Annotated in this window: 14 protein-coding genes; 6 read left to right on the forward strand and 8 right to left on the reverse strand. The window is 66.4% G+C overall.

Annotated elements, in window-relative coordinates; translation table 11 throughout:
• Window positions 1-26: 26 nt before the first annotated feature.
• The 8 genes from NC595_RS04115 to NC595_RS04150 all read right to left on the reverse strand — a co-directional run bounded on the left by NC595_RS04115 (window position 27) and on the right by NC595_RS04150 (window position 13,462).
• The gene (locus NC595_RS04115) at window positions 27-1,778 is read right to left on the reverse strand and encodes a M1 family metallopeptidase (RefSeq protein WP_253564985.1); all 1,752 of its coding nucleotides are present in this window, start codon (window positions 1,776-1,778) and stop codon (window positions 27-29) included.
• Between the two features lie 100 nt (window positions 1,779-1,878).
• Window positions 1,879-3,729: a tetratricopeptide repeat-containing sulfotransferase family protein gene (locus NC595_RS04120; protein WP_253564986.1), complete on the reverse strand. Its 1,851-nt coding sequence runs from the start codon at window positions 3,727-3,729 to the stop codon at window positions 1,879-1,881.
• Between the two features lie 112 nt (window positions 3,730-3,841).
• Window positions 3,842-6,721, reverse strand: a complete 2,880-nt coding sequence (locus tag NC595_RS04125; protein ID WP_253564987.1) for a TonB-dependent receptor domain-containing protein — start codon at window positions 6,719-6,721, stop codon at window positions 3,842-3,844.
• Window positions 6,722-6,917: 196 nt separating this feature from the next.
• Entirely contained in the window at window positions 6,918-8,246 is a 1,329-nt protein-coding gene (locus tag NC595_RS04130) for an aspartyl/asparaginyl beta-hydroxylase domain-containing protein (RefSeq protein WP_253564988.1), read from the reverse strand.
• Between the two features lie 47 nt (window positions 8,247-8,293).
• On the reverse strand, window positions 8,294-9,673 hold the full coding sequence (locus NC595_RS04135) for a leucyl aminopeptidase family protein (RefSeq protein WP_253564989.1): 1,380 nt from the start codon (window positions 9,671-9,673) through the stop codon (window positions 8,294-8,296).
• Window positions 9,674-9,803: 130 nt separating this feature from the next.
• On the reverse strand, window positions 9,804-10,496 hold the full coding sequence (locus tag NC595_RS04140) for an HAD family hydrolase (RefSeq protein ID WP_253564990.1): 693 nt from the start codon (window positions 10,494-10,496) through the stop codon (window positions 9,804-9,806).
• A gap of 11 nt (window positions 10,497-10,507) precedes the next feature.
• Window positions 10,508-11,848, reverse strand: a complete 1,341-nt coding sequence (locus NC595_RS04145; RefSeq protein ID WP_253564991.1) for a LysM peptidoglycan-binding domain-containing protein — start codon at window positions 11,846-11,848, stop codon at window positions 10,508-10,510.
• Between the two features lie 234 nt (window positions 11,849-12,082).
• On the reverse strand, window positions 12,083-13,462 hold the full coding sequence (locus tag NC595_RS04150) for a DegQ family serine endoprotease (RefSeq protein WP_253564992.1): 1,380 nt from the start codon (window positions 13,460-13,462) through the stop codon (window positions 12,083-12,085).
• Between the two features lie 484 nt (window positions 13,463-13,946).
• Between NC595_RS04150 and NC595_RS04155 the strand changes: the two genes are divergently transcribed.
• The 6 genes from NC595_RS04155 (at window position 13,947) to NC595_RS04180 (ending at window position 20,290) form a co-directional block, all read left to right on the forward strand.
• Window positions 13,947-16,094: an adenosylcobalamin-dependent ribonucleoside-diphosphate reductase gene (locus NC595_RS04155; RefSeq protein ID WP_253564993.1), complete on the forward strand. Its 2,148-nt coding sequence runs from the start codon at window positions 13,947-13,949 to the stop codon at window positions 16,092-16,094.
• Window positions 16,095-16,196: 102 nt separating this feature from the next.
• Window positions 16,197-16,775 carry a hypothetical protein gene (locus tag NC595_RS04160; protein ID WP_253564994.1) on the forward strand — a complete coding sequence of 193 codons (579 nt, stop codon included), beginning with the start codon at window positions 16,197-16,199 and terminating at the stop codon, window positions 16,773-16,775.
• A gap of 244 nt (window positions 16,776-17,019) precedes the next feature.
• A complete protein-coding gene (locus tag NC595_RS04165) occupies window positions 17,020-17,772 on the forward strand; it encodes a TSCPD domain-containing protein (protein WP_253564995.1) in 753 nt (250 codons plus the stop codon).
• A gap of 124 nt (window positions 17,773-17,896) precedes the next feature.
• On the forward strand, window positions 17,897-18,748 hold the full coding sequence (locus NC595_RS04170) for a DUF4747 family protein (RefSeq protein WP_253564996.1): 852 nt from the start codon (window positions 17,897-17,899) through the stop codon (window positions 18,746-18,748).
• Window positions 18,745-19,200 carry a hypothetical protein gene (locus NC595_RS04175; protein ID WP_253564997.1) on the forward strand — a complete coding sequence of 152 codons (456 nt, stop codon included), beginning with the start codon at window positions 18,745-18,747 and terminating at the stop codon, window positions 19,198-19,200. Before NC595_RS04170 ends, NC595_RS04175 begins: the two co-directional genes overlap by 4 nt.
• Before the next feature lie 403 nt (window positions 19,201-19,603).
• Entirely contained in the window at window positions 19,604-20,290 is a 687-nt protein-coding gene (locus NC595_RS04180) for an XAC0095 family protein (RefSeq protein WP_253564998.1), read from the forward strand.
• The last annotated feature ends 161 nt before the right edge of the window (window positions 20,291-20,451 follow it).

A 20,451-nucleotide genomic window follows, 5' to 3' on the forward strand; every position in this document is an offset into this window, starting at 1 on the left:
GCGGTATCTACCAAGAGGGCATCGCATCAGGATTTGGTGCTGGCCCTCCCGCGGGCCTGCTTCTGCTGCTCCAGCCACTGCCGGAACGCTTCGACGTGCGGCATCTCGCGTAGCACCTTCGAGTGCGGGTCGGCGATCACCAGCGTGCCCGGTGCGGCGTGCACCTCGCCATGGCCGTCGGTCATCGGCAGCGTCTGCACCGTGTGGCCGACCTGCACGTCCAGCGGCATCGGGAATGGCTCGCCGTGCTCGGTCTGCCAGTGGAACGCCAGCGTGTCGCCGCGGCGCTCTTGGACCAGCTTTGGCAGCTTGGCATCGTACAGGTACGCCTTGAAGAACCAGCCGTAGTCCTTGCCGGTGATCTTGTCGACGATGTCGATGTAGTCCTTCGTGGTGGCGTAGCGCGGCTGGAAATTGCCGGGCTTCGGGTCGGGGCGGCCGTAGACCAGCTCGCGGATGGAGGCGAAGAACGCGTCGTCGCCGATCAGCTGGCGCAGGGTGTGCAGCACCAACGCCCCCTTGTTGTAGATGTCCTGGCCGGGGCCGGTCGCGGGGTTGTAGACGTCGTCCTCGGTACGCGGCCGGCCGGAGACGATCGGCTTCCGGTCGCGCACCATCAGCCGCAACTGGTGCAGCCAGTCGAAGTAGTCCATGTCGCCGTACAGGTACTGGCTGTAGAGCGGCTGCATGTAGGTGCCGAAACCCTCGTGCAGCCACATGTCGTCCCAGTTCGTGTTGGTGACCTGGTTGCCGAACCACTCGTGCGCGAATTCGTGCTGCAGCAGCCGGTCGAAGCCGAAGCCGTCCTTCACGTAGTGGTTGCCGTAGGCATTGATGGTCTGGTGCTCCATGCCCTTGTGCGGGGTCTCCACCACGCCCATCTTCTCGTCGCCGAACGGGTACGGGCCGATCTCCTGCTCGAAGAAGTCCAGCATTGGCTTGAAGCCGGCGAACAGCTCCTTCGCCTGTGCCTGGTGCTCGGGCAGGTACCAGAACTCCATCGGGATGGTGTTGCCGTAGCGGCTGGCGTAGTTGCCCTTGAGCTCCTTGAACGGGCCCACGTTCAAGGTGATCGCATAGGTGTCCGGGTGCTTGATGCGCCAGTGCCACGTGCGTGTGGCGCCATGGTCTTCGATGCCGATCAGCACGCCATTGCCGGGCGCCGCGAGTTCCTTCGGCACGTTCACCCAGGTGTCGACCAGGTCGGGCTTGCCGATGGGCTGGTCGATGCACGGCCAGAACAGATCGCAGCCTTCGCCCTCCACCGCGGTGGCGACCCACGGCTTGCCGTCGGGCGCGGTGGCCCAGACGAAGCCGCCGTCCCATGGGGCATTCTTCGCCACGTGGGGCACGCCGGCGTAGCGCACGCCCACGGTGACCTTGTCGCCCTTGGCCAGCGCGCGCGGCAGGGCGATGCGCAGGCGGCCTTCCGGATTGCTCCAGGCGCTGGCCGGCATCGGCTTGCCGTCGACCGTGACCTGCGAGATCGGCAGGTTGCGATCCAGGTCGAGCACGATCGCGTCGGTGGCGGCGGTGGCGGTGAAGGTCAGCCGCGCGTCGCCGGCCAGCCGCTTGTGCGGGATGTCGAGCGTGAAGTGCAGGTCGGCGTGGTCGAAGTGCACCCGCGTCTGCTCCACCGGCATCGGGCCGCCGGAGGCAAGCGTCTGCGCGGTCAGTTCGGGTTGCCGGGACGTGGACGGTTCGGCGGCAGTCGCACTGGCGCAGGCGGCGAGACCGATTGCTGCGCCAAGCGCCAGCGCGGACAGGCGTGAATGCATGGGGAGGCTCCTAGGCTTTCCGATCCAGGAGCATGCCCCGTGCACGCTCGGCGCGACTAGGCCGGAAGTCACGTCGGTCCTGCAGGGTTGGATCGATCGCTCATCGGCTGTAGCCGAGGCGGTCGATCATCGGTTGCAGCAGCGGGAGTACCGGCTCGAACTGCTCGCGATAGCCCTGCCAGCGGTTGACTGCCCCTGGATGGATGCCCTGGGTGACCTGGGCGTAGCTTGGGGTGCTGATGAAGCGCTTGGTCCGGGCATGGTCCGCAAAGCGGGCCATGGGCGACGCATCGGCGACTTCCAGAAATGCAGCCAACTCGGCCAGCTGCCCGTCCAGGTTTTCCACGACCGATTCATAGCGCCACTCGAGCACCCGTGGCGCGAACACCTCCATTTGCCGGAACCACTGTTCGAAGGCGGCGACATACCCCCGCGCGAGCCGTTGCAGGGACGAGCACAGCACCATGAAGGCCGGCGAGCGGAACGACTGCATGGTGCAGCTGAGCAGCACGTCGCAGGGGTGGCGCAGACACAGGACGATGCGCGCCTGCGGGAACAGCCGCATGATCATCGGCAGGCAAAGCATGTTGAGTGGATTCTTGTCGACCAGCCGGCGTTGCCCAAGATCCGGCAACACGCGCCCGACCATCCGGAAGTAGGTTTCCCGCAACTGCGCGACCTCGGTCCCGCTCAGGTTCGCCAGGTCGGCGGGGTAGTGCTGGCCGACCTGCTCCATGCGCTCCGTCAATTCATGAATGAAGGCTCGCTCGTCCATCGAGCGGAAGTCCGGATGGGCATCCAGCATCTGCTCCAGCAGCGTGGTGCCCGAGCGAGGGAAACCAACCACGAAGACCGGACTCTGCCGGCTGGCAGGGGCGGCCATTGGCCTCCAGCGGGCATACGCGACGCGATCGACTTCCGCCATCTGCAGCGGCTGGCTGTCTTGCGCCAGAAGTTCCGGCACCACCTCGCGTGCGATCTCCAGTTGCGCGGCATGGGCGGCGTGCGAGGCCTGCCAGGCGTCGGCGTGTTGTCCTTGACGATCGCACGCCGAGGCCAGGCCGAAGCCGGCGCTGGCACGTGCCTCGGCATCCACCCCGAGCGCGAGAACGCGCCGGTACAGCGCCGCGGCCTCGCCCCAGGCGCCAGCGCGCATTGCCAGCGCAGCGTGCGCGCGCCAGCCTTCGGCCCGTAGCTGGCTTGCATCCGCCGGTAGCGCGTCGAGTGCGGCCGGCGGCACCTGCTCCAGTTCCCGCCGTGACAGTTCCACTTCGTTGCTTCGCTCGTAGAGCAGGGCGCGCTGGGCGGCGATGCGCAGCCGCAGCTGCTCATCTGCGGGCGGGTCAGGCAACTTCGCGCGTGCCAGCGTGCGCAGGGCCGCCTCCAGGTCTCCCTGGGTCGACAGCATCGCAGCCAGGATCAATGCCTGCTCCGCCGGTTGGGCGGACCAGTCGCCGGCCCCGGCCAGCATCGCTTCCTGACCGGTGTTGTCCGCGCAGACGTAACAGGCGTACGCGGCCTGCAAGCGGGCCTCGACAAACTCCGGCGAGCGGTCCACCGCGTCGAGCAGGATTTCCCGCGCCAGTGGCCAGCGGCGCTGCTGGATATAGAGCAGGCCCAGGTTGTAGAGCACGTCGGCGTCGTCTGGCGCGAGCGACCTGGCCTTCGCCAGGGCCTGCTCGGCAGCACCCATGTCACCCATCAACCGGCAGGCGACGCCCAGGTTGTTCCAGTAGGCGGAGACCTCCGGCCATTGATGAGCCAGCTGGCGAAAGGTTGTCGCGGCGCGGTCGTAGCGGCCGGTGGCCTGCTCGGCCAGCCCGCGCAGTATCCGGACGCCCTCGTCGACCTCCTCGACGGCCTGCGCGGCCAGCGTGATCACACGCTCCATGTCGCCGGCCTTATAGGCGTCGGCCATGGCGCTGGCGAGGTGGGCGGCGGGATCCGGCATGCGTCTCTCACTCGAAGTCGGCACCCGCATTATGCAAGAGGGGCCGCGGTGTGACCCACGGCCCCTCTGGATGCCATCAAGGCCCTGCGGCCTTTGCCGGCGTGCTACGCCATCAGAACTTCACCGTCGCGCGGGCCCAGTAGTAGCGTCCGAGCACGTCGTAGGTGGCGGTGTCCACGTTGTAGTTCGAACCGTTCTGGTACAGCAGCGGCGGTTGCTTGTCGAAAATATTGTCCACGCCGATGTCGAAGCGGGTGTGGATCGACGGCACCGCATAGCCCAGCTGGAACGAGTGGTAGATCACCGAGGCCACCGGGATGTTCACGCCGGAAATGGCGGCATCGGCATTGAGGGCGGTCAGGTGGTTGATGTAGCGCGACTGCCACTGGGCGTTCCAGTTGCCCTTGTCCCAGTTGAGCGTGACCGTGCCGCGCCAGCGCGCGATGTTGCCGAACTGCGGGGTGAACGTGCCGGCGTAGTTGATGGTCTTGGCTCCCGGCTGCCCGGGGGTGGCATTGACGTTGTACGTGGAGGTGTAGCTGGTATTCAGCGCCGCCCGGAAGTTGCCCGGGTCGATGCTGCCCACATTGAAGTGCGGCAGCTTGTAGCGCAGCGTGTAGTCGATGCCGCTGGTGCTGAGGTTGCCCAGGTTGACCACCGGGGTGTTGATCAGGAACACCTGGCCGGGCTGCCGGCTGGTGTTGTCCTCGCGATGGATGAACGAGCAGTACGGGCTGGCGCTGTTGTTGAAGCACGAGCTGACGACCGTATCGGCCTGGATGGCCGTGAGGGTGTCGGACAGGTAGATATGCCAGAAGTCGAGGCTGGTGGACAGGCCCGGCAACCAGTCGGGGTCATAGACCAGGCCCACGTCGATGGACTTGCCCTTTTCCGGCTTCAGCTTGGCCCCCACCGTGGCCGCACCGGAATAGAACGTGTTGACCTGCGCCGGCGAGTTGCCTGCCCAGTTCACCGGTACGTACTGGCAGGCCGCGGGATGCGCCGCCAGTTCGGCCGCGCTCAGCCCGACGCAAGGGTCGTTGAGGTTCGGCTGGACCAGCGTGCGGCCATCGTAGAGCTCGTTGAGATTAGGCGCGCGGAACACCTGGGAGACCGTGCCGCGCACCAGCAGGTCGTCGGTCGGACGCCATTCGATCGCGAGCTTGCCGTTGGTGGTGGTGCCGGTGGTGCTGTAGTTGGAGCTGCGCACGCCCAGGTCGATGTTCAGCGAACGGGCCCAGGGCTTGTCCGAAAGCAGCGGGATCAGCGTCTCGGCGAAGATTTCCTTCACGTCAAAGCTGCCGCGCCCGGGCGAACCGCAGGCTTCCTGCAGGATCTGGCAAGTGGTCGTGACCGGATTGAGCACCGCGAAGTCGCTCACGGTGTAGTTCATGAACTGCTTTCGATACAGCGCGCCCACGGACAGCTGCATCGCGCCGGCCGGCAGGTCCCACAGCTCGCCGCTGGCGTCGACCTGGGCCTGCTTGGTCGACTGGGTGAATACGTAGATCGGCGTCTTCACGCCCGCGCTCAACAGCGAGCCGACGGACGGATCGGCCTGGTTGAAGATGTTCGCGCCGCCGTCGACGGCGGCCTGCAGCGCCGGGATATCGATCTCGTTGGTGTCGCGCTGGTCGCGCTTGGTGTGGCTGTAGTTGACCGAGGCGTCCCAGATCCAGCTGCTGGTCTGGCCGAAGTTGCCGCGCAACCCCGCGTTCACCTGTCCGGTATTGGTGGTGTAGCTGTGCACGCGCGTGCCGGCACCGGTCAGGCGGGTCTGGAAGTTGTAGCCGCTGTTCGGGTCGCCGGCGACCGGGTTCTGGCTGAAGGTGATGCCGAACGGATTGATCGGGTTGCTGGAGGAGATGATCAGGCCATCACCGGTGCCCACCGGCGAGGGCGCATCCTGTCCGCTCGACACCGTGTGGTTGTAGAACGCATCGACGAACGCGGTGACGTTGTCGGTGATGTTGAAGCTGCCCAGCACGAAGCCATTGGTGCGCTTCTGTGCGGTCTGGATGTAGTTGAGCGCCGCGTAGTTGTAGGTGTCCGAGGCCAGCCGGCAACGGTAGTCGCCGAGCGCCGAGCCATCGCCCGACGCCAGGGTCACGTTGGCGGTGCCCGACGAATTGATGTCGCAACCGTACTGGCTGGCGATCGACGCCGGCACCTGGATGCGGCCGGTCGGGATCGAGCTGGAGCCGGCCGCCACCACGGCACCGCTGGACAGGTACAACTGCTGCCGGGAGAACCTGCGCCGCGCGGCCAGCGTCGCGTCGTACTTGTTGTAGTCCAGACCGGCGGCAATGCTGTACCGGTCGCCCGTGGTGCCTGCAGTCAGGTTGAACCCGTGCCGCTTGGCGTCGCCGTGGCTGGAAATGCCGTCATTGAGGCTGAACTGCGCGCCCTTGTAGTTCTTGCGCAGGATGAAATTGACGACGCCGCCGATCGCGTCGGAGCCGTAGACAGTGGACGCACCCTCGGCCAGCACGTCGACCCGCTCGATCATGTCCGGCGGAATCAGGTTGATGTCCGGGTTGGACATGCGCTGACCGTCCACCAGCACCAGCGTGCGATTGATCCCCAAGCCGCGCAGCGAGACGCGTGAGGCTCCGTCGCCGGCCTCGAGCAGAGGGCTGGCCACGCCGCCGCCGTTGCTGTTGTTCTGTGGGTTGGTGGCGTTGCCCGAAATGCTCGGCAACTGCTGCAGCACGTCGCCAAGCACGGGCTTGCCCGAATTGGTGAGGGTCGATCGATCCAGCGTCACGACCGGACTGGCCGTTTCCACGTCGACGCGCTTGATCAGCGAGCCGGTCACCACCACCGACTGCAGGGTTTTCGCGTCCTTCTTGGACGGTGGTGCCGTCTGGTCGGTCGACTGCGGATTGTCCGGCGTGGTGGCTTGCGCCTGCGCCGCTCCTGCCACCGAGAAAATCCCCGCGCACAACGCGAGGCGCACTGCCGAAGACAAGCGATTCAAGTCGTATTTCATGTGTTCTCCCCGGTGATGTAGTCCCTGTCATTCCCCTGCTTTTTCAAGCGTCCCGAGTATGCCAGCAAGGACTGTTCGCCCAACAAGTGCCTGGCGCCTGTTCCGGCGTAGGGAGGCGGAGCATTCAGGTGTCCGCTGCGCAAGAACATGAGAGCGGTATGGAGCCGGCTGTCGGCGCGCCAGGCGGGCGGCCGGGTCAGGGTGCAGGCGCGGGCCGGTTGAAATCCCCGATGGCCGCGACCAGGTCGGTCACCGCCAGCCGCTCCGCTTCGGTCAGGTCGGGGTTCCAGCTGTCCATGATCAGCACCACGCGGGTCTGTCCGCTGCGGTTCCACGCCTCGTGCTCATAGGTGTCGTCGAAGGTGACGCAGCGACCCTCTTCCCACACGTGGGTCTGGCCGCCCACGCGCAATGCGCAGTCCGGTGGCACGGTGAGCGGAAGGTGCGTGACCAGGCGGGTGTTGGTCACGCCCCGATGCGGCAGGATGTGGGTGCCGGGGCGCAGCACCGAATAGAGGGTCTCCGGGGCGTGGTCGCGAATCCGCACCAGCGGCAGGGTATCCAGCAATGCGCTGGTGCGCGGGCAGCGCGCGCAGTTGTCGTCATAGCGTTCGCCGTGCCGGTAGAAGAAGAACGCATCCCAGCCAGCTTCCTGCGCGCCGGTGGACTCGAGCAGTCGCGCCGCTTCTGCCTCGGCGGGGGGCGCGCCGAGGAATGGCTCGAGCGGGTCGTCGGCGTCTGCCAGCACGGTGCGCAGCTCCCCGCGGATGGCCTCGACTGCCGCCTCCAGCCGGGCGTGTTCGGGAAAGCGCTCGTGCGGATAGAACGGCTGGCTGGGTACGCCGGGGAAATACAGGAACAACGGACGCTGCCGAGGATCGGGCAAAGGAGGGGGCAGTTCGTGCAGATAGATGGCCAGGCACTGGTCGACCCGGGCCAGCTCCGCGCGTCCGTAGCGCTGGCGCAACGGTTCGATGACCGCGTCGAACAACTCGCGGCGTCCTGCGGCGACATACCTGGCGGCGTGCTTCACGGCATCGCGCAGGCCCGGGGCCGTGGTCTCGTCGCTGAGCCAGCGCCCCTGTGCCTGCGCGGCGTTGATTGCACCGAGGTAGGTGCGGATGGCCTCGTGCCGCAGCCCCTGTTGCTCGAACACGACACCCAGCCGCAGTCGCGCGACGAACATGCCCGGCGCCAGTTCCAGCGCCTCACGCAGGCTGGCTTCGGCACCGCGCCAGTCGCCGCTCTGCACCTGTGCGGCCCCCAGCTGGTGCAGGACGGCCGGATCGCGGGGGTGGGCGCGCCGGGCCGCGCCCAGTCGCTCGATCGCGCCGGCCGAGTGGCCCCGTTCAAGCTCGCGCGAGGCCAGGAACAACAGCGCCTCGGCATCGTCGGGCAGCTGTTCGATCAGGCGTGCGAAGGCCTGCTCGGCCGACGCCGCATCGCCGCGCTGCCATGCCTCCAGTGCCTGCGCGCGGCAGCGTGCGGCGTGGTCGTGCGGATTCCGGTCGGTCGGTGCGTTCATGGGCGCAGCGTAGCGGACGGCAGGCCGGCGCGGCTGCACCGTCCGCATCAACGCGGGTAGCGCTCCTGCAGCCAGGCGAACACGGCGCGCAGGCCCATGGCCTCGCCGCCGCGCGGGCGACCCGGACGGTCGCCATCGTTCCAGGCGTAGGTGTCCAGGTGCATCCACGCCTGCGATCCGGGCACGAAACGCTCCAGGTACAGCGCGGCGGTGATGGCGCCGGCGTGACGCGAGGCGCCGGCGTTGGCCATGTCGGCCAGGTAGGAATCGAGCATCTTGCGGTACGGCCGCCACAGCGGCAGTTGCCACAACGGATCGGCGGTGCGCTTGCCGGCGGCGAGCACCGCCTCGGCCAGCTCGTCGCGGTTGGCGAACAGGGCCGGCAGGTCCGGGCCCAGCGCCACGCGGGCGGCACCGGTGAGCGTGGCGAAGTCGACGATCAGGTCCGGCTTCTGCTCGCTGGCATAGGCCAGCGCATCGCACAGGATCAGCCGGCCCTCGGCGTCGGTGTTGTCCACTTCCACGGTGATGCCGGCGCGGGTGGTGATCACCTCGCCCGGACGCATCGCATTGCCGCTGACCGCGTTCTCCACCGCCGGCACCAGCAGGGTCAGGCGCACCGGCAGCTTCGCGTCCATCACCAGGCCGGCTAGCGCGATGGCATGCGCCGCACCGCCCATGTCCTTTTTCATCCAGCGCATCCCGTCGCTGCCCTTGAGGTCCAGGCCGCCGGTGTCGAAGCACACGCCCTTGCCGACGATCACCAGCTTCGGATGGCTCTGCTTGCCCCACGTCAGCTCGACCAGCCGTGGCTCGCGATGGCTGGCGCGGCCCACCGCGTGGATGGTGGGGAAGTTGTGCTTGAGCAGCTCCTGACCGACCCAGTCGCGCACCTTGGCCTTATGGGCCTTGCCGAGCTTGTGCACGGCGTCCCCCAGTTGCTCCGGCCCCATGTCCTCGGTCGGCGTGTTGACCAGATCGCGCACCAGCACGGTGGCTTCCACCAGCGGCGCCAGCGCTTCCAGATCCTCGGCCGGCACGGCCAGCGTCGCCGGTGCGCGGCGCGGCTTGCGGTAGCGGGTGAACTGGTAGGCGCCCAGGGCCCAGCCCAGCGCGGCCTGCCGTGCATCCAGCGCCACGCCCTCGTCGGCCAGGTGGTAATGGCCGGGCGGCAGCGACATCGGCAGGCCGGCCAGTGCGCCGAGCGGATCGGCCGGGTCCACGCCCACCAGCACCCGCGCCAGCTTGCCGCCGGCATCGGCCAGCAGCACCTGCGCACCGGGGGCGGCTTCGAACGCCCACTCGTCCAGCCAGCGCTTCTGCGCGGCGCTCAAACGCTTGCGCGCGGCGGCCAGGGTGGCGGGCGTGACGGCTTCGATGGGGAGGCTGCGGCGGTCGCTGCGCTTGCGTTCGATCAGGACGGACATGGTGGCTCCTTGGCGTCGCGCCGCAAGGGCGCGCTGACGGAAACGGTGTCCCGGCAGATCGGGGGGCGCGCCGGCGATGCCGGCACGTGCGGGACAGCGCGACATGATGCGCGCTTCGCACCCGCGCTGGCTACGCGTGGGCGTCCAGCCAGTCGGCCAGCGCGGTCATGTCCGGCAGGTCCAGTTCGGGCGGATCGCCGAGTTCGGCCGGCCAGGGTTCGCCGCGGCGGTTGATCCACGCCGTGCGCAGGCCGGCGGCACGGGCGCCGGCCACGTCCAGCGCCGGGTCGTCGCCGACGTGCAGCACTTCGTGCGGGGCCGCACCCAGCCGCTCCAGCGCGGCGCGGAAGATCGCCGGATCCGGCTTCGGCGCGCCGATCTCCCGCGCGCTCACGTGATGCCGGAAATGCGCGGCAATGCCCACGCGCTCCAGGTCGGCATTGCCGTTGGTGAGCGCGGCCACCGGCAGGCGTTCGGCGATGCGGCGCAAAGCCGGCAGGCTGTCGTCGTAAAGCTCCACTGCGTTGCGGGCGGCGAAGTAGACCTCCCACAGCGCCTCCACCGGCGCCTCGTCGATGCCGCAGGCGGCGAACGCGTAGCGCATGGTGAGGTTGCGCTGGGTGGTGAAGTCGTGGGCCAGGTCGGTGCGTTCGGCGGCGATGCGGGCGCGCAGCTCGCGCATCGCCGGGATCGGCCAGGCCTCGGCCACGGCCGGATGATGCGTGCGCAGCCACGCGTGCACGTCCTGGTCGGCGCGTTCCAGCGCCGGCCACACCGGCCACAGGGTGTCGTCCAGATCCAGCGTCAGTGCGCGGATCGTCACGCCCGGCACGCTCAGCGCGGGCTGACCACCAGCATCTGGCCCGGCTTCACGCTGTCGCTGCGCAGGTGGTTCCAGCGGCGCAGCTCGGCCACCGTCACCGAGTGCTTGTGGGCGATCGAGGAGAGCGTGTCGCCACGCCCCACCTTGTACGACTTGCCCTTGAGCTGCGGCTGCGAAGCGCTCGCGTCGACCCTGGCGAAGCGCTGGTCGGACGAGGACTCCACCGTGGTCGCCTGGCCGTCCACGCCGGCCAGGCTGGCGCGACCGGCTTCGTCGGCCTTCTCCTGGGCGTCGCGGGCGCGGCGCTCCTCCAGCGCCTGGCGAGCGGCGAGCGTGCGCTCGGACGTCGGCGCGCGGGCGGCGCCGGCGGCGTAGGTCGCGCCCGGTGCGGCGATCGGCGTGGCCGCTGGCTGCGCCACCGCGCGCGCGCCCACCTCGGCGAGGATCTTGCCGCGGCGCGAGGCATCCATCGAGGCGAGCATGGCGCCCTCCTGGTACGGCACCAGGTCGTGGCGACGGATCACCTCGGCGCCCGCGGGAGAGTTGGTGAAGTCGACGAAGGCCTGCGCCTGCGCCGCCTTCGGACCGGACGAACGGGTGATCAGGTAGAGCGGGGTGTACAGCGGATAGCTGCCGTTGGCGACCGTGGCGCGGGTCGGCGCGACGCCGTCGATGCGCAGCATCTTCAGCTTCGGGTTGCCAACGACGTTGGACAGCGTGGTCGCGCCCAGACCCTTGGTGTCCAGCGCGATGCCCTGCTGCAGCGAGGTGGTGTTGAGGTACTGGCGGGGCGCGGCCACCGGCTGGTTGCCGCGACCGAACAGCAGGGTGCGCAGGCTGTATTCCACGCCGTCGGCCGGGCTGGCCACCGCGTTCACGTCGATCGGCTCGTCGCGGCCGCCGACCTGCGACCAATTGGTGATCTTGCCGTAGTAGATGTCGTGCACCTGCTTGAGCGTGAGGCTGCTGACCGGGTTGGCCGAGTTGGTGATCATCACCAGGCCGTCCCACGCCACCGGCGTGAAGGTCAGGCCGGCCTCGTTCGGATCCATGCTGGCGCCGCGCGCGGCACCGGCGATGTCGGCCGTGCCCAGGCGCACCGCGTCCAGGCCCGAGGCGGTGTTGAACGGTTCCACCGTCACGCTGCCGTGGCCGGCGCGCTGCCAGGCCTTGGCCATGTCGTCCACCACGCCGTGCGCCACGGTGACGTCGCCGCGCCAGATCAGCGCCGGGCCGGCAGCGTGCCCCGCGCCATGGTGGCTGGAGGCGTGCTTCGTCTTGGCGGTGACGGAGGTGGCGAGGCAGAGGCCGACAAGGGCGACCGGCAGCAGGCGGACGGGACGGAAGGACATGGCGATGGACAACCTCGAGGACGTGCTTTGGGAAGGCGTCGTGGCACGACGCGGCGACATGCGGTCCGTCGCATGGCGGCAAGGAGGCTATTTCATCGGTCCACCCGGCAAACATCAAGCGCATGCCGGGGCTGCGGTTAAGGAAGCGATGCGGCTGTGCGCCGCTTCACTGTGCGTTTGTGCGCCGATCGTTACGGCCGGGGCCGCGCGACAGCATCGCGCGGCCCCGTGCAGTCACTCGATCACCACGTAGTGCATGCCGTCGTCGTCGGCCACCGCCAGCGCGAGCTGGCGCGGGTGCACGCCGGCCAGTCCCTGCAGCCCGCGCACGCTGGTGATGCGGCGGTTGCCCACACCGATCACCACGTCGCCCTTCTGCAGGCCGCTGCGCGCGGCGAGGCTGCCAGGCCGCACTTCGGTCACGCGCACCCCGGCCAGTCCCTGCGAACGATCGCTCTGGCCGAGATCGCTGAAGTCCACGCCCACCAGCCGAGGGTCCAGCCGCGCCCCGGACAGGGTCGCCAGTTTTTCCGCGGCCAGCGTGGCGCCCACTTCGCGCGCCTTGCCGTTGCGCATCAGTTCCAGCGTCACCCGGCTGCCGAGCGGCAGCAGGCCCTCGCTGTTGCGCAGCTCGTTGCTGTCGTGCAGCGGCTTGCCGTTGAGTGCGGTGATCACGTCGCCGGGCTGGATGCCGGCCGCATCGGCGGTGGACCCTTCGGCCACGCGCGTCACCACCGCGCCCTCGGTGCCGGACACGCCGAGCAGGCGGGCGATGCGCGGGGTGATGTCCTGCGTCTGGAGCCCCAGCGTGCCGCGCTGCACCCGGCCGTGCGCGATCAGCTGCTTCATCACCTCGCCGGAGAGGTTGGTCGGGATGGCGAAGCCGATGCCGGCGCTGGCGCCGGACGGCGAGAAGATCATCGAATTGATGCCCACCAGCTCGCCGCGCAGGTTGACCAGCGCGCCGCCGGAGTTGCCCGGGTTGATCGAGGCGTCGGTCTGGATGAAGTTCTGGTAGTTGGTGCCGCCCAGGCCCGAGCGGCCCAGCGCCGAGACGATGCCCGAGGTCACCGTCTGGCCCAGTCCGAACGGGTCGCCCACCGCCACCACGAAGTCGCCCACCTGCAGCTTCGCCGAGTCGGCCATCGGCAGCGCCTGCAGGCCACTGGCGTGGATCTGCACCACCGCGATGTCGGTGTCCGGATCGGTGCCGATCAGCGTGCCCTTGAAGTTGCGACCGTCCTGCAGCGTCACGGTGATGTCGTCGGCGCCGCCGACCACGTGGTTGTTGGTGAGGATGTAGCCCTTGTCCGCATCCACGATCACGCCCGAGCCCAGGCTCTGCTCGGTGCGCTCGCGCGGCACGTCGGGCAGGCCAAAGAACTGGCGGAACAGCGGATCGCTGAAATACGGGTCGCTCACCTGCACGCGGGTCTTGGTGGAGATGTTCACCACCGCCGGGGTCACCTTCTTCAGCATCGGCGCCAGCGACGGCAGCGGCTGGCCGTCGACCGCCGGGGGCAGGGTGGCACGACTGGCCAGCGGCAGCGCACCCAGCAGCAGGGTGCAGCACAGGACCAGCGCGCGCCCGAGGCGACGATTCGGGAGCTTCATGCATTCCTCCTTCGTGAAGTGGTTCGAGGGGAGGCGACGCGCATCGCGCGTCGCGAACCGGGGTTCGACTGCCGACGGCGCCGAGGGTTCCGGACCACGCATGTCGTGGACCGAGCGCGATTTCCAGCCGGGCCGCGCAACCGCGCGGGCTGGGCCCGGATGCCTGTCGCGACATGCTGCGCTGCGCCGTCGGCGACGCGCGGAAAAGCGCAAAAAATTCTTTACTTCCCGCGCGCTCGGCAGTACGGTCTCCATCCGTTCGCAACCACAACATCTTGTGTGCGCGTCCTGGGGTCTTACCCCAAAGCTGGTGTGGTAATGGTTGTCTCTCGAGGGGGCGGCCGTTGCAACGAGCGATGCCGCCAGGCGAGTTGCCAGGGGCCCCGTGGCGGGCCCGATGCAGCACCGGCGAGTCGTTGCGAACGGTCGAGTCGATAAGCAACTACATGCCGTCGTGAGGCGGCATCCGGAGGTCAGTAAACCGATGAGTACCGCTCGCGCGCCAGCAGTGGGTCGCGATGCCGTGCAGATTCCTCTGCAGCCGGCGTCCTACGACATCTGGGACAAGAAGTACCGTTTGAAGAACAAGGCCGGCGAACCGGTCGACGACAGCGTGGACGGCACCTACCGCCGCGTGGCGCGCGCGCTCGCCGAAGTGGAAGCCACGCCGGAACTGCGCGAGCACTGGTACGAGCGTTTCGTCTGGGCGCTGCGCCGTGGCGCGATCCCGGCCGGCCGCATCACCTCCAACGCCGGTGCGCTGGAGCACAAGCCCGCCACCAGCACCATCAACTGCACCGTCTCGGGCACCATCCGCGACTCCATGGACGACATCCTGGAGAAGGTGCACGAGGCCGGCCTCACGCTGAAGGCCGGCTGCGGCATCGGCTACGAGTTCTCCACGCTGCGTCCGCGCGGCGCGTACGTGTCCGGCGCCGGCGCCTACACCTCCGGTCCGCTGTCCTTCATGGATATCTACGACAAGATGTGCTTCACCGTGTCCTCGGCCGGTGGCCGTCGTGGCGCGCAGATGGGCACGTTCGACGTCAGCCATCCGGACGTGAAGGAGTTCATCCGCGCCAAGCGCGAGGACGGACGCCTGCGCCAGTTCAACCTGTCGCTGCTGGTCACCGGCGGCTTCATGGAGGCGGTCGAGCACGATGAGGACTGGCCGCTGGTGTTCCCGATCCACGTCAAGGAGCAGGGCGACATCGACCTCAACGACCCGGCCAAGGTCGTGTGGCGCGAGTGGCCCACCCACGACAACTACGTGGAGCGCGAGGACGGCCTGGTCGCCTGCAAGATCTACGGCTCCATCCGTGCGCGCCACCTGTGGGACATGATCATGGTCTCCACGTACGACTACGCGGAGCCCGGGTTCATCCTGATCGACAAGGTCAACGAGATGAACAACAACTGGTGGTGCGAGCACATCCGCGCCACCAACCCGTGCGGCGAGCAGCCGCTGCCGCCGTACGGCTCGTGCCTGCTCGGCTCGGTCAACCTCACCACCTTCGTGCGCGACCCGTTCGGCCCCAAGGCCCGCTTCGACTGGGACGAATACCGCGAAGTGGTGAAGGTATTCACCCGCATGCTCGACAACGTGGTGGAGATCAACGGCCTGCCGCTGCAGCAGCAGCGCGACGAGATCATGGGCAAGCGCCGCCACGGCATGGGCTTCCTGGGCCTGGGCAGCACGCTGACCATGCTCAAGATGCGCTACGGCTCGGACGACGCGGTGAGCTTCACCGAGGACGTCTCGCGCGAGATGGCCGTGGCCGGCTGGGAAGTGGCGCTGGAGCTGGCGAAGGAAAAGGGCCCGGCCCCGATCCTGGCCCGCGAGTTCACCGTCACCGGCGACATGCTGCGCAAGCGTCCGGAAATGGCGGCCGACGGCTACAAGGTCGGCGACACCATCCCCGGCCGGGTGCTGCACGCCAAATACAGCCGCTACATGCAGCGGGTGGCCAGCGTGGCCCCCAACCTGGTGAAGGGGCTGGCCGAGGTCGGCGCCCGCTTCACCCACCACTCCTCGATCGCGCCCACCGGCACGATCTCGCTGTCGCTGGCCAACAATGCCTCCAACGGCATCGAGCCCAGCTTTGCCCACCACTACTCGCGCAACGTGATCCGTGAGGGCAAGAAGTCCAAGGAAAAGGTGGAGGTGTACAGCTACGAGCTGCTCGCCTACCGCGAGCTGATCAACGGCAAGGCCATGCCCTACAGCACCGATGCCGACGCCAAGCTGCCGGACTACTTCGTGGCCGCCGACGACATCAGCCCGAAGGAGCACGTGGACATCCAGGCCGCCTCGCAGAAATGGATCGACTCGTCCATTTCCAAGACCGCCAACGTGCCCACCGACTACCCGTACGAAGACTTCAAGGACATCTACTTCTACGCGTACAAACAGGGCCTCAAGGGCTGCACCACGTTCCGCTTCAACCCCGCCGCTTTCCAGGGCGTGCTGGTGAAGGAAGCCGACCTTGAGAACACCCTCTACCGCTTCGAATTGGAAGACGGTAGCGTTGTCGAACTGAAAGGCAATGAGCAGGTGGAGTACGACGGTGAAATGCACACCGCGGCAAACCTCTTCGATGCCTTGAAGGAAGGCTATTACGGCAAGTTCTGAGTGCTCGGACCAGGCTCGGCGCACCGGTTGTAGTCTTGTCCGTGGCGACTTCCGCCACGGACGCACGGCAAGCACCAATAACAGTCGGAGGGGAACCCCAGCATGTCCATCGATACCGAAGTGAAAGACGTACCTGCCGCCGACGCGGCTCCCGCAGCCGAAGCCCCCGCTCCGGTGGTGACTGCGGCACCGAAGAAGGCTCCGGCCAAGAAGAAGCCCGCCAAGAAGGCCGCGGCCAAGAAGGCGGCTCCGAAGAAGGCTGCCAAGAAGGCCGCCGCCAAGAAGGCAGCTCCGAAGAAGGCCGCAGCCAAGAAGACCGCTGCCAAGAAGACCGCCAAGAAGGCGGTGAAGAAGGCCGCTCCGAAGAAGGCTGCCGCCAAGAAAGCTGCCAAGAAGGCAGTGAAGAAGGCCGCCCCGAAGAAGGCCGCCCCGAAGAAGGCCGCAGCCAAGAAGACCGCCAAGAAGGCCGCCGCCAAGAAGGCAGCGCCGAAGAAGGCTGCAAAGAAGGTCAGCAGCAAGAAAGCGGTGAAGAAAGCCGCACCGAAGAAGACGGCCAAGAAGGCCGCCGTGAAAAAGGCCGCCCCCAAGGCAGCCAAGAGGTCCACTGCCAGCAAGAAGGCGAGCGTGAAGGTGGCGAAGGCGAAGAAGCCCGCCGCCAAGAAGGCCGCCCGCAAGAAGTAAGTCGTGAACGCAGCCGGCCCGGTCCGCCGGGCCGGCTGTCTTTTCTCCAGGCGCACGCTTCGTGATGCGCGCAGACGCCGAGGCCCCGCCTCCCGCCGCCGTCACCGGCCTCGCCCCACGCCGTCATTCCCGCGAATGCGGGAATCCATTTCGCCCCCGGGCGATGCCAAGTGGATTCCCGCATTCGCAGGCAAAACGATCCACCCGGCCGCCTCCGACGCGCCCCAGACAAGCGAGACACACCATGGCGATGAAGATCGAAAAGAAAATCAAGGGCTACGCCGTCGTCAAGCCCGAAGACAAGGCCGCGCCGGCCGCTGCCTCCGCTCCCGCCGCGCCCGAGAAGAAAGAGGCGCCCAAGGCGGAAGTCATCCAGATGCACGAGAGCGTCGAGCGCCCCGAGCAGCTCGTCGGCGAAACCTACAAGATCAAGTCGCCGCTGTTCGAGCACGCGCTGTACGTCACCATCAACGACATCGTGCTCAACGCCGGCACGCCGCACGAGCAGCGCCGCCCCTTCGAGATCTTCATCAACTCGAAGAACATGGACCACTTCCAGTGGATCGTGGCGCTCACCCGCATCATCTCCGCCGTGTTCCGCAAGGGCGGCGACGTCACCTTCCTGGCCGAGGAGATGAAGGCCGTGTTCGACCCGCGCGGCGGCTACTTCAAGGCCGGCGGCGTCTACATGCCCTCCATCGTCGCCGAGATCGGCGCGGTGATCGAGCAGCACATGAAGCACATCGGCCTGATCCAGGATCCGGAGATGGACGAGGCCACCAAGCGGCTGATCGCCGAGAAGCGCGCCGCCTACGAGCAGGCCAGCACCCCCGTAGGAGCGGCTTCAGCCGCGACCGCTTCCAGCGGCAACGCCGAACCCACCGCCTCCGGCTTCCCGCCCGGCGCCACGATGTGCGCCAAGTGCAATACCCAGGCGCTGGTGCTGATGGACGGGTGCCAGACTTGTTTGAATTGTGGGTATAGCAAGTGTGGGTGAACGCCTGCATCTAAAGATATTGCTTAGCTGGACGAACTGCTCACTAGTAGTATGAGAAACGGAGTTTTCGGCAGTGGCTCAGCCATCGCGATTCTATTTGGGGCGGGTGATCAAGCTAGGATCTATGACCGCGGATCTCTTGATTCGTACGATTTTTGATCCGGCAACGATCAGCGCTCGTGGCGCCCGATACACCTTTATATCAGCTCAGGTCGTTAGGGCTGATGATGGTCGAGATGCGGTCTATGCCATGCTCGCAAAGTACCGTCCAGACGGCGAAGTCGCAGTGGTCGATCCGTCGGAGCATTCCCTGAAGCAGACATCCGTACAAGACCTGCTGCGGGCATCAAGTTCGTTTGTGTACATTCCTTCGTTGAGCGGCATAGCATACCGCCACATATCGGGCGCGCTTCCGTACGACCTCTTTGAACGAATGTTCTATGAGCTCGTTTCCCAAAGCGCGTATGGGCTTCTGGGCAGCGCGGAGATCAATCCAATCTCGGATATCCGCACCTTTGTATCTAAGCTTGCACGGATGGAGTCGGTTACCGAGATTTCGGCGACAGTGCAGCCGCCAAATCCCCTATTCGGACCGTTATGGGAGTCTTTGCTTGAGTACGTGAAGAAGCGTGGACTCGATCAGCTTTCGGTAAATGAGCAATCGAACGGAGGGATTAATACGGATCTACCTAAGATTGCGGCTTCGATGGGGCCAGAGAGCATCGTGAGCAGTAGCGCGTTGTCTCTCATGGAAGCCCAAGTCGGCGCGAGTGGTGATGCCGCTGTTTTGATGGCAGCTGACGGTTATGGTAAGGCGACTGTGCGTGGGCGCCATGATGGGGAATGGGTCACCTATAGCTCGACGAACGACCAACGCACGTTTTTGATAGACGGCGACCCGTCACCCGAACGGCTGGCAAATGAAGCTGTCAGTCAGTTGCTTCGCGTAAACGGCGAAAGCGGGCTGGCGCATTGAATCGGCGAGCTGCTTTCCTTCTCGTTGCGATCTCTCCCGAGGTCGTTGCGTATGTTGTTGTAGTGTGCGTTTGCGCTTTTTTTCCTAATATAGTTTTTAATGCATTTGATTTCGTCGCTGAGGATATCAAATGGCTCTGGGGGGCGGTTCTTGTTCCGGTGGGCATCGCCGCTGCGTCTATCTCGAAAATCGACGGCCTTCTAAGTCCTAAAGGTAAAAGGGCCCTGTTGTTAAGCTGGCCTGACTATCGCTTGTTTAAGGATCTGGCTATCGCAGTCCTTGGTCTCTACGGCTTCGGCTTGGTGGTTGCGGCGATTGGATTTTATGTCGTAGCAATAACCAAGCACCCCTATGGCCTTGTTCTTATTTTTGCGGCGCTGGTACAGGTGCTTTTTACCTTTGCAACTCTTCTCCTGGCCTGTTGGAAAAGTAGAGAAATTCTGGGTGAGTGATTTTCTGAATTAAAGGAATTAACAAGAATTAAAGGGGACGTGAGAATAAAAGGGGACGTGGCTAATTAAATTTGGTCGTCGTCCGGCGGTGTTCTTACCCGAATGGCTTGATTTTCCGTATCTTCTTTTCCGCGCTTGCCTTGACTCCCCTCCACTTCAGTAGCAGACTCGAACACAAGGAGCCTAGAAACTCCGCAGAGAGCGGTACCCACCTCCGTCAAACCGGTGGGTTTTTTGTGCCTGCACGGTTGCGGGCACAAGCCGACGTGATACCTGCGTCGGGAGGGCGGCTAATACAACACCCGCAAGGGGAATACGCCCGCCGGCTCTCTGCGGTTTCTAGCCTCCCGACTTCCCGTCGCCATCCAGGCGTGCGGGTACTTCATGGAACGAGGAGGCGAGCATGTCGACCATCGATACGGACGATCTGGGAGTAACCGGCTATTTCCTGCCGGAGGACAGCCAGCTACGGCTGAAGCAACTGCGCGAGTACGTGGGTTTCCTCACCAACCTGGCCCGACCTCGTCGGCCGGACGAAGACAGCGAGTGCTACAGCGAGATTCGCCCGGGCGAAGTGGCGATCTGCATGGAGTTGATCGAAGAGCAGATAGGGCAGGTGCTGGAGGAACTCTCCTACCCGGCCGAGCGTGGCGAAAGTGCGGGGGCACCCAAGGCGGCTGCGGGTACGGCAGCAGAAGCAGAGGCCGCAGACACGGACGCCGAGGAACCGTGCGTCGCCAAACCGGCGAGTGAGGAGGCGGGCCACCGCTGGATAGCCGGCGTCAGTCTGAGCCAGATCGACGAGATCCACCTGCTGCTCGACAGCCTCCGCGCCCACGGCAACGTCGTCGCCTCCAGCGACGAGGCGAAGTTGAAAGACGTCACGCTGTCGGTCATGGGCGATGCTATCTGCCACGACGCCCAGAAGCTGCGCGACATCGTCGACGCGATCTACGACGAGCAGCGACTGCAGCCGCGCGGCAGCAAACCCGGTGTGCGCGAAGAGGAAGCCACCTACCTCGCGTTTTCGCCGCCCATGACCTCGGGTGCTCGATCGCCCATCCACCGGCCGCATCCCACCTACCAGTAGCAGCGCGACTCAGCGCCAGCGAGCCCGTGGCGCTCGCTGGCGCGCACCTTGTCACAGACTAAAGGGGACGTGGCTTTGAATTCAGCCGTCGTCCGGCAGGTCGGGCTTTGGCTTGGCTTAATTTGCCACGTCCCCTTTTCTCGCTTTTCTCGCACACCGTT

It is taken from the genome of Dyella lutea (assembly GCF_024158035.1).
In the GTDB taxonomy this organism is placed as follows: Bacteria; Pseudomonadota; Gammaproteobacteria; order Xanthomonadales; family Rhodanobacteraceae; genus Dyella_A; species Dyella_A lutea.